The sequence below is a fragment of the Yersinia artesiana genome, from assembly GCF_902726545.1.
GTDB lineage: Bacteria > Pseudomonadota > Gammaproteobacteria > Enterobacterales > Enterobacteriaceae > Yersinia > Yersinia artesiana.
On sequence record NZ_CACVAD010000013.1, the window covers coordinates 90,150 to 100,475 of the forward strand.

Genomic DNA, 10,326 nt, shown 5'->3' on the forward strand with positions numbered 1-10,326 from the left:
TAGATACCCTTACGGTTTTGCCGTGGGGTCAGAATTTTGGATTAACGCCTGCCGTAAGGTAGGTCATTTGGAAGCATGCATATGGCTACGATTCATGTAGACGGCAAAGAATACGACGTAAACGGGGCCGACAATCTGTTACAGGCTTGTCTCTCCCTGGGACTCGATATTCCTTACTTTTGCTGGCATCCGGCGCTGGGAAGCGTCGGCGCTTGCCGCCAATGTGCGGTAAAGCAATACCAAAACGCGGACGACACGCGTGGGCGTTTGGTGATGTCCTGTATGACGCCAGCCACCGATGGAACCTTTATTTCCATTGATGACGGTGAAGCCAAAGCGTTCCGTGAGAGTGTGGTTGAATGGTTGATGACTAACCACCCACACGATTGCCCGGTCTGTGAAGAAGGGGGGAACTGTCATCTGCAAGATATGACAGTGATGACCGGCCACAGTTTCCGCCGCTATCGCTTTAGCAAACGGACTCACCAAAATCAGGATCTCGGCCCGTTCATCTCTCATGAAATGAACCGCTGTATCGCCTGTTATCGCTGTGTACGTTATTACAAAGATTATGCTGATGGCACTGACTTTGGTGTCTACGGTGCGCATGATAACGTCTATTTTGGTCGCACCGAGAGCGGCACGTTGGAAAGCGAGTTCTCCGGTAACCTGGTAGAAGTGTGCCCGACCGGTGTATTCACCGATAAAACCCATTCCGAGCGTTATAACCGTAAATGGGATATGCAGTTCGCGCCAAGTATCTGCCAGCAGTGCAGTGTAGGCTGTAACACCAGCCCAGGTGAACGTTATGGCGAATTGCGCCGTATCGAAAACCGCTACAACGGCAGCGTGAACCACTACTTTATGTGTGACCGCGGCCGCTTTGGTTATGGCTACGTCAACCGCAAAGACCGCCCACGTCAACCACAGCAATTGCGTGGCAATGACTGGATCCACCTGAACGCCGAACAGGCGATGCAAGGTGCGGCGGATATTCTGCGTCAGGCGAAGAAAACCATCGGTATCGGTTCACCGCGTGCCAGTCTGGAAAGCAACTTTGCGTTGCGTGAACTGGTGGGTGCGGAAAACTTCTATACCGGCATCGCCGCAAGCGAACAACAACGCCTGCAACTGATGCTGAAAGTGCTGCGCGAAGGCGGTATCTACACGCCAGCATTACGTGAAATCGAAAGCTACGACGCCGTGCTGATTCTGGGTGAAGATTTAACTCAGACGGGTGCCCGTATTGCGCTGTCAGTTCGTCAGGCGGTGAAAGGCAAAGCCCGCGAAATGGCGGCGGCACAGAAAGTGGCTGACTGGCAGATTGCGGCCATCATGAACATCGGCCAGCATGCCAAACATCCGCTGTTTATCACCAATGTTGATAACACCCGCATGGATGATATCGCGGCATGGAACTATCGTGCGCCAGTGGATGATCAGGCCCGGTTAGGTTTCGCCATTGCGCATGCATTGGATGAATCTGCCCCTGCAGTAGCTGACCTGGATCGTAATCTGAAAGGTAAAGTGGATATCATCGTGCAAGCCCTGGCGGGTGCGAAGAAACCACTGATTATTACCGGCAGCAGTGCTGGCAGCGATGCCATCATTGAAGCCGCAGCTAACGTGGCGAAAGCCCTGAAAGGCCGTGGTTCGGATGTCGGTATTACTTTCGTTGCTAGTGCGGCTAACAGCATCGGTCTTGCTATGATCGGCGGCGGTTCTCTGGATCAAGCGCTGGAGTCGTTGACTCAAGGCGATGCAGACAGCGTTATCGTGATGGAAAACGATCTCTATCGCCATGCGGCGCAAGACAAAGTTGATGCGGCGCTGGATAAAGTGGCCAACCTGATTGTGGTTGATCATCAACGCACCGCCATTATGGATAAAGCGAACTTAATTCTGTCAGCGGCCAGTTTTGCTGAAAGTGACGGTACGCTGGTCAATCAGGAAGGCCGCGCTCAGCGCTTCTTCCAGGTTTATGACCCAACTTATTATGACGACCCGAAAAAACCAGAAAGCCGCAGTATCATGCTGGAAAGCTGGCGTTGGCTGCATTCTCTGCACTCAACGTATACCAGCCGCCACGTAGACTGGACACAGCTTGATCATGTGATTGCCGCCTGTGTTGCAGCATTGCCGCAGTTGGAAGGGATTGTTGACGCCGCACCTGATGCCAGCTTCCGTATCCGTGGTCAGAAACTGGCTCGTTCACCAATCCGTTACAGTGGTCGTACTGCCATGCGTGCGGATATCAGTGTGCACGAACCGCGTCAGCCGCAAGATATCGACACGCCGTTTGCCTTCTCAATGGAAGGGAACAACAGCCCACTGGCTGACCGTCAGCAGATCCCATTTGCCTGGGCGCCGGGCTGGAACTCACCGCAAGCATGGAACAAATTCCAGGCTGAAGTGGGCGGCAAGCTGCGCTTTGGTGATCCGGGTGTACGTTTGATTGAAGCAGGGGAGGGAACGCTCGGTTACTTTGATTCTATACCCGCCGCCTTTACCGCCAACGGCGAAAACTGGCAGATTGCCCCTTACTATCATCTGTTTGGTAGTGAAGAGATGTCTCAGCGTTCAGATGTCATCCAGCAGCGGATGCCAGCACCTTATGTGATGGTCAACCCTGCTGATGCGGCCCGTCTCGGGGTAAACCTCGGTACGCTGGTGGAGTTCAACTGTGCCGGTCAGACCTTGCGTCTACCTGTGCGTTTGAGTGAAACCTTGGCTCAGGGTCAGGTCGGCTTGCCGCTTGGCTTACCGGGTATTCCACCGATTATGGTGGGTGCGCGCGTTGAGAATCTGCGGGAGGCAGTGCTATGAGCTGGTTTACCCCTGAATTGATTGAGATTTTAATCTCTGTCCTGAAAGCGGTAGTGATTCTGCTAGTCGTGGTGACTTGCGGTGCATTTATGAGCTTCGGCGAGCGTCGCTTGCTGGGCTTGTTCCAGAACCGTTACGGGCCAAACCGTGTCGGTTGGGGCGGGTCATTGCAGCTGGTGGCTGACATGATCAAAATGTTCTTCAAAGAAGACTGGGTACCGCGCTTCTCCGACCGGGCTATCTTTACCCTGGCACCGGTGATTGCCTTTACCTCGCTGCTGCTCTCCTTTGCCATCGTCCCGGTCAGCCCGACCTGGGCGGTTGCGGATCTGAATATCGGTATTTTGTTCTTCCTGATGATGGCGGGGCTGGCGGTATACGCTGTACTGTTCGCCGGTTGGTCCAGTAATAACAAATATTCTCTGTTAGGGGCGATGCGTGCTTCCGCGCAAACCCTGAGCTATGAAGTGTTCCTCGGCTTATCCTTGATGGGCGTAGTGGCGCAAGCTGGCTCATTTAACATGCAGGATATTGTTAACTCTCAGGAGCACGTCTGGAATGTTATCCCGCAGTTCTTTGGTTTTGTGACCTTTGCCATTGCGGGTGTTGCCGTCTGTCACCGTCATCCCTTTGACCAGCCAGAAGCTGAACAAGAACTGGCCGATGGTTACCACATTGAATATTCCGGTATGAAATTCGGTTTGTTCTTCGTCGGTGAATACATCGGTATCGTGACTGTCTCTGCACTGATAGTCACCTTATTCTTCGGCGGCTGGCAAGGCCCGTTCTTGCCGCCATTTATCTGGTTTGCGCTGAAAACGGCTTTCTTCATGGTGATGTTCATTCTGATCCGTGCATCCTTGCCGCGCCCACGTTATGACCAAGTGATGTCATTCGGCTGGAAAGTTTGCCTGCCGTTGACCCTGCTGAATCTGCTGGCGACTGCCGCGGTCATTTTGTACAACGCTCAATAAGGGGTGAATGAACCATGACGTTGAAAGAGTTAGTGGTTGGTTTCGGCACCCAAGTGCGCAGCCTGTGGATGATTGGCCTTCATGCCTTCCACAAGCGCGAAACCCAAATGTATCCGGAAGAGCCGGTTTACCTGCCGCCGCGTTACCGTGGCCGTATCGTGCTGACGCGCGACCCCGACGGTGAAGAGCGCTGCGTTGCGTGTAACCTGTGTGCGGTTGCCTGCCCGGTTGGCTGTATTTCATTACAGAAAGCCGAGCACAAAGATGGCCGTTGGTATCCGGAGTTTTTCCGTATCAACTTCTCCCGCTGCATTTTCTGTGGCCTGTGTGAAGAGGCTTGCCCGACCACCGCTATCCAGCTAACGCCGGATTTCGAGATGGGCGAATTCAAACGCCAGGATCTGGTGTATGAGAAAGAAGACTTGTTGATCTCGGGGCCGGGTAAATATCCGGAATATAACTTCTACCGGATGTCCGGTATGGCGATTGACGGCAAGCCAAAAGGCGAAGCCGAAAATGAAGCCAAACCGATCGACGTTAAAGGTCTGATGCCTTAGGAGCCAGCGTCCATGGAATTTGCATTTTATATTGCAGCATTGGTGGCAGTGGTGGCGACTATTCGCGTTATCACTCACACCAACCCGGTACATGCGCTGCTGTACCTGATTATCTCTTTGCTGGCTATCTCGGCCGTGTTCTTCTCACTGGGGGCTTACTTTGCCGGTGCGTTGGAAATCATTGTTTACGCCGGTGCCATTATGGTGCTGTTCGTGTTTGTGGTGATGATGCTGAACCTGGGCAATGTCGAGCAACAAGAGCGCGATTGGCTGAAACCGAGCTTGTGGATTGGCCCTGGTTTACTGGCATTGGTACTGCTCAGCGTGCTGATTTATGCCATCAGTTCAGTCACTGATTCCGGGATTAGCGGTGAAATGGTCGATGCCAAAGCAGTCGGTATCAGCCTGTTCGGCCCTTATGTACTGGCGGTGGAACTGGCTTCAATGCTGCTGCTGGCCGGTCTGGTGGTTGCCTTCCATATCGGGCGTGAACACAAGCCGGGTGAAGTGCTGGGCGCAAGCGAAAGCGCGAAAAGAAAAACGGAGGAACAAGCATGATCCCTCTACAACATGGCCTGATTTTAGCGGCCATTCTGTTTGTGCTGGGGCTGACGGGGTTGATTATTCGTCGCAACCTGCTGTTTATGCTGATAAGCCTTGAAGTGATGATCAACGCGGCGGCGCTCGCCTTTGTGGTGGCGGGCAGTTATTGGGGTCAGGCTGACGGTCAGGTGATGTATATCCTGGCGATCACGCTGGCGGCGGCGGAGGCCAGTATTGGTCTGGCACTGCTGTTACAGCTGTATCGTCGCCGTCATACTCTGAATATTGACACAGTCAGTGAGATGCGCGGATGAACCTATTATATTTAACAATTCTGCTGCCACTGCTGGGCTTCTTGCTGTTGGCATTCTCCCGTGGGCGTTGGTCTGAAAATACCGCTGCCACTGTCGGGGTGGGATCGATTGGTCTGACGGCACTGGTGACACTGTATGTTGCCGTGGACTTCCTCAGTCAGAAGGCCACTGGGGTTCAGGTGTTTAACCAAACCCTGTGGAACTGGATGTCGGTCGGCACCTTCAACATTCCGTTGACCCTGACACTGGACGGCTTGTCGCTGACCATGTTGTCTGTCGTCACTGGTGTGGGCTTCCTTATCCACATGTATGCCTCCTGGTATATGCGTGGAGAAGAGGGCTACTCCCGCTTCTTCGCCTACACCAACTTGTTTATCGCCAGTATGGTGGTTTTGGTACTGGCCGATAACCTGATGCTGATGTATCTGGGTTGGGAAGGTGTGGGTCTGTGCAGTTACCTGTTGATCGGTTTCTACTACACCAATCCGGCTAACGGTGCGGCGGCGATGAAAGCCTTTATCGTGACCCGTGTGGGTGACGTGTTCCTGGCTATCGCGCTGTTCATCCTGTATCAGGAACTGGGCACGCTGAACATTCGTGAGCTGATGGTATTGGCACCGCAGAAACTGGAAATGGGCTCTACCGCCATTACCTGGGCGACGCTGATGTTACTCGGTGGTGCAGTGGGTAAGTCGGCGCAGTTGCCGTTACAAACCTGGCTGGCTGATGCGATGGCAGGCCCAACGCCGGTTTCCGCGCTTATCCATGCGGCTACCATGGTCACCGCCGGTGTCTATCTGATTGCCCGTACTCACGGTCTGTTCCTGATGGCACCAGAAGTGCTTCATCTGGTGGGGATCATTGGGGCAGTCACTCTGGTGTTGGCCGGTTTTGCTGCGCTGGTGCAGAGCGACATCAAGCGCGTGTTGGCCTATTCCACCATGAGCCAGATTGGCTACATGTTCCTGGCGCTCGGCGTTCAGGCATGGGATGCAGCTATCTTCCACCTGATGACGCATGCATTCTTTAAAGCGCTACTGTTCCTCTCCTCTGGCTCAGTGATTCTGGCCTGTCACCACGAGCAAAATATCTTCAAAATGGGTGGTCTGCGTAAGACTATTCCATTGGTGTATATCTGCTTCCTGGTGGGTGGCGCGGCGCTGGCAGCATTGCCAATCGTCACCGCAGGCTTCTACAGTAAAGACGAAATTCTGTGGGGCGCATTGGCCAGCGGCCATATCAATCTGATGGTCGCCGGGCTGGTTGGGGCATTCCTCACCGCGCTGTATACCTTCCGTATGATTTTCATTGTGTTCCACGGCGAGCCAAAAACCAAAGCGCATCCGGTCAAAGGGATCACTCACAGCCTGCCGCTGATCGTGTTGCTGGTGCTATCGACATTTGTTGGCGCGCTGATAACTCCGCCGCTGGCGGGTGTATTGCCAGAGCTTCATTTCGGTGAAGAGGGCAAAATGCCGCTGGAAATCTTCTCCGGCGTGTTGGTGGTGATTGGTATCGCACTGGCTGCAATGCTGTATCTGGGCAAACGTCAGCTGGTCAACAGCATCGCGCAAAGTGCGCCGGGCCGCTTCTTTACGGTCTGGTGGTTCCACGCGTGGGGCTTTGATTGGCTGTACCATAACGTGTTTGTCCGCCCGTATCTGTGGATTGCAAGATTGTTGCAACGTGATCCGCTGAACTCACTGATGAATACCCCGGCGATACTTTCGCGCTGGAGTAATCGCGGTCTGACCGTCAGTGAAAATGGACAGGTGCGTTGGTATGTCGCGTCTATGGGTTTGGGTGCAGTCGTTGTACTGGCTCTGTTGCTTTTCGTTTAATTAGGGACACAAAACGCCATGCTATTACCTTGGCTAATTCTTATCCCCTTTATCGGCGGCTTACTGTCTTGGCAGTGTGAGCGCTTCGGTACCAGAGTACCGCGCTGGATAGCGCTACTCGCGATGGGGCTGACATTGGTGCTCTCCTTGCAATTGTGGGTGCAGGGCAACTATTCACTGATGAACCCGGCGGGTATCCCGCAGTGGCAGTCAGAGTTCACCTTGCCGTGGATCCCACGGTTCGGCATCTCATTCCATCTGGCTTTAGATGGTTTGTCACTGCTGATGGTGGTGCTGACCGGCCTGTTGGGTGTGCTGGCTATCCTCTGTTCGTGGCGTGAAATTCAGCGCAATCAGGGCTTCTTCTACCTGAATCTGTTGTGGATTCTGGGTGGGGTAATCGGCGTGTTCCTCGCCATCGACATGTTCCTGTTCTTCTTCTTCTGGGAAATGATGTTGGTGCCGATGTACTTCCTGATTGCTTTGTGGGGTCACAAAGCATCAGACGGTAAAACCCGCATCGCGGCGGCCACCAAGTTCTTCATCTATACCCAGGCCAGCGGCCTTATCATGCTGATTGCCATTTTGGGGCTGGTGTTTGTGCACTACAACGCCACCGGTATCTGGACGTTCAACTATGAAGATTTGTTGAAAACCCCGATGTCCCACAATGTGGAATGGTTGCTGATGCTGGGCTTCTTTATCGCGTTTGCGGTAAAAATGCCGGTGGTGCCATTGCACGGTTGGTTGCCAGATGCACACAGTCAGGCACCAACCGCAGGTTCTGTCGACCTGGCGGGGATTTTGCTGAAAACCGCAGCTTATGGTTTGCTGCGTTTTAGCCTGCCACTGTTCCCGACCGCCTCGCAAGAGTTTGCGCCAATCGCCATGTGGTTAGGGGTTATCGGTATCTTCTACGGTGCGTGGATGGCCTTCTGCCAGACCGATATCAAACGCCTGATTGCTTACACCAGCGTATCGCACATGGGCTTTGTGTTGATTGCCATCTATACCGGCAGCCAGTTGGCTTACCAGGGCGCGGTTATCCAGATGATTGCCCACGGCCTGTCAGCCGCCGGTATGTTCATCATCTGCGGCCAGCTATATGAGCGCCTGCATACGCGTGATATGCGCCAAATGGGCGGTCTGTGGGGTCGAATCAAATACTTGCCTGCGCTATCGCTGTTCTTCGCGGTGGCAACATTGGGGATGCCGGGTACCGGTAACTTCGTCGGTGAGTTTATGATCCTGTTCGGCAGCTTCCAGGTGGTTCCGGTGATTACCGTGATCTCTACTTTTGGGCTGGTTTTTGCTTCGGTTTACTCGCTGATTATGATGCAGCGTGCTTATTACGGCGCGCCAAAATCTGAAGAAGCATTACCGGGCATGAGCGCAAGGGAACTGTCCATCATCCTGCTGTTAGTGGTGTTGTTAGTATTGCTGGGGGTTTATCCGCAGCCAATTCTCGACACATCCCATGCTGCGATGAGTAATGTACAGCAGTGGTTCAATGCTTCATCTATTATTCCAACAACAAGGCCGTAATTCGCCATGACAATAACTCCTCAACAACTGATCGCAATGCTACCGCTGTTGATCGTCGGATTGACGGTGGTGGTTGTGATGCTGTCCATTGCGTGGCGACGCGATCATTTTATCAACGCCACTCTGACGGTTATCGGGCTTAACCTGGCGCTGCTGTCACTCTACTTTGTCGGCCAGGTCGGGCCGATGGATGTCACACCGCTGATGCGGGTTGATGGTTACGCGATGTTCTACACTGGGCTGGTGATTGTTGCCAGTCTGGCGACCAGCACCTTTGCTTATCCGTGGCTCAATGGCTATCCGGATAACCGCGAAGAGTTCTATCTGCTGGTGCTGATTGCGACTATGGGCGGTATTTTGCTCGCCAGCGCCAATCATCTGGCATCGCTGTTCCTGGGTATCGAGCTGATTTCCCTGCCACTGTTTGGCCTGATTGGTTACGCCTATCGCCAGAAGCGCTCACTGGAAGCCAGCATCAAGTACATGCTGCTGTCTGCGGCGGCATCGTCATTCCTGCTGTTTGGTATGGCGCTGTTGTATGCGGAATCTGGCAGTTTGTCATTCGCCGGTCTGGGCAAAAGCCTGAGCGACTCCATGATTCACCAACCGCTGATCCTGGCCGGTCTGGGGATGATGATTGTTGGTCTTGGCTTTAAGTTGTCGCTGGTGCCGTTCCAACTGTGGACACCGGATGTGTATCAGGGCGCACCTGCCCCGGTATCTACTTTCCTGGCGACCGCCAGTAAGATTGCCATCTTTGCGGTGGTGATGCGCTTGTTCTTGTACGCGCCAGCCGCTGACAGTGAAGCGGTGCGTTTAGTACTTTCGCTGATTGCTGTGGCCTCGATTCTGTTTGGTAACCTGATGGCTATCAGCCAGACCAACATCAAGCGTCTGCTGGGTTATTCCTCTATCGCGCACCTTGGCTATTTGCTGATTGCGTTGGTGGCAGTGCAAACTCATCAATTGGCACTGGAAACTGCTGGTGTCTATCTGGCCGGTTACCTGTTCAGCAGCCTGGGCGCTTTCGGTGTCGTCAGCCTGATGTCCAGCCCGTACAAAGGCCCGGACGCGGAATCACTGTTCTCCTACCGTGGGTTGTTCTGGCATAAGCCGATTCTCTCTGCGGTGATGACGGTGATGATGCTGTCACTGGCTGGTATTCCAATGACATTGGGCTTTATCGGTAAGTTCTTTGTCGTGGCAATGGGTGTGAGTGCCAACCTGTGGTGGCTGACCGGTGCTGTAGTCTTGGGCAGCGCCATCGGCCTGTATTACTATCTGCGCGTGACGGTAAGCTTGTACCTGAGTGCACCAGAAACCCTGGTGCGTGACACACCAAGCAACTGGGCATTGACTGCTGGTGGTGTGGTGGTGCTGATTTCCGCGATTTTGGTACTGGTGCTGGGTATCTATCCGCAACCGCTGATTTCGCTGGTTCAGTTGGCACAACCGCTGATGTAATACGGTGTTAAATCGATAATTCCAACCCCCTGTCAGCAACCCTGGCAGGGGGTTTTTTTCTGTTCGAGCAAGTAATGATTTTTCTTATACATCTTATTTTCGTTTTGATGATGTTAGTTTAGAACCCATCGAAGAGGATATTGAAGAGGAAATAGCGCTGTCAGGCAGTTTTTTTAAAAATAAAGAAATAGTCAATTTCTCACTCGATAAAGCTAAAGAAAATGAAAGCTTTAATGCTCTAATGATAGAAAAAGCAGAATTA

General features: G+C 53.2%; 8 protein-coding genes. All 8 read left to right on the plus strand.

Annotated features, from left to right (window positions below):
* The first annotated feature begins 81 nt into the window (after positions 1-81).
* Genes nuoG through nuoN form a run of 8 tightly spaced genes read left to right on the plus strand, consistent with a single transcriptional unit; the run spans position 82 to position 10,064 of the window.
* Positions 82-2,826 (plus strand): NADH-quinone oxidoreductase subunit NuoG, encoded by a 2,745-nt coding sequence (nuoG, locus tag HU019_RS06340; protein ID WP_174846947.1) that lies wholly within the window; start codon positions 82-84, stop codon positions 2,824-2,826.
* Entirely contained in the window at positions 2,823-3,800 is a 978-nt protein-coding gene (gene nuoH / locus HU019_RS06345; RefSeq protein ID WP_005159221.1) for an NADH-quinone oxidoreductase subunit NuoH, read from the plus strand. The genes nuoG and nuoH overlap by 4 nt, the downstream gene beginning before the upstream one ends.
* A 14-nt stretch (positions 3,801-3,814) precedes the next feature.
* The gene (gene nuoI, locus HU019_RS06350; protein WP_038631826.1) at positions 3,815-4,357 is read left to right on the plus strand and encodes an NADH-quinone oxidoreductase subunit NuoI; all 543 of its coding nucleotides are present in this window, start codon (positions 3,815-3,817) and stop codon (positions 4,355-4,357) included.
* 12 nt (positions 4,358-4,369) lie between these two features.
* On the plus strand, positions 4,370-4,915 hold the full coding sequence (nuoJ, locus tag HU019_RS06355) for an NADH-quinone oxidoreductase subunit J (RefSeq protein ID WP_174846948.1): 546 nt from the start codon (positions 4,370-4,372) through the stop codon (positions 4,913-4,915).
* Positions 4,912-5,214 carry an NADH-quinone oxidoreductase subunit NuoK gene (nuoK, locus tag HU019_RS06360; protein ID WP_005159229.1) on the plus strand — a complete coding sequence of 101 codons (303 nt, stop codon included), beginning with the start codon at positions 4,912-4,914 and terminating at the stop codon, positions 5,212-5,214. Before nuoJ ends, nuoK begins: the two co-directional genes overlap by 4 nt.
* The gene (nuoL, locus tag HU019_RS06365; RefSeq protein WP_019083543.1) at positions 5,211-7,055 is read left to right on the plus strand and encodes an NADH-quinone oxidoreductase subunit L; all 1,845 of its coding nucleotides are present in this window, start codon (positions 5,211-5,213) and stop codon (positions 7,053-7,055) included. Before nuoK ends, nuoL begins: the two co-directional genes overlap by 4 nt.
* Positions 7,056-7,073: 18 nt before the next feature.
* On the plus strand, positions 7,074-8,600 hold the full coding sequence (nuoM, locus tag HU019_RS06370) for an NADH-quinone oxidoreductase subunit M (protein ID WP_174846949.1): 1,527 nt from the start codon (positions 7,074-7,076) through the stop codon (positions 8,598-8,600).
* Between the two features lie 6 nt (positions 8,601-8,606).
* Positions 8,607-10,064 (plus strand): NADH-quinone oxidoreductase subunit NuoN, encoded by a 1,458-nt coding sequence (gene nuoN, locus HU019_RS06375; RefSeq protein ID WP_046694800.1) that lies wholly within the window; start codon positions 8,607-8,609, stop codon positions 10,062-10,064.
* The last annotated feature ends 262 nt before the right edge of the window (positions 10,065-10,326 follow it).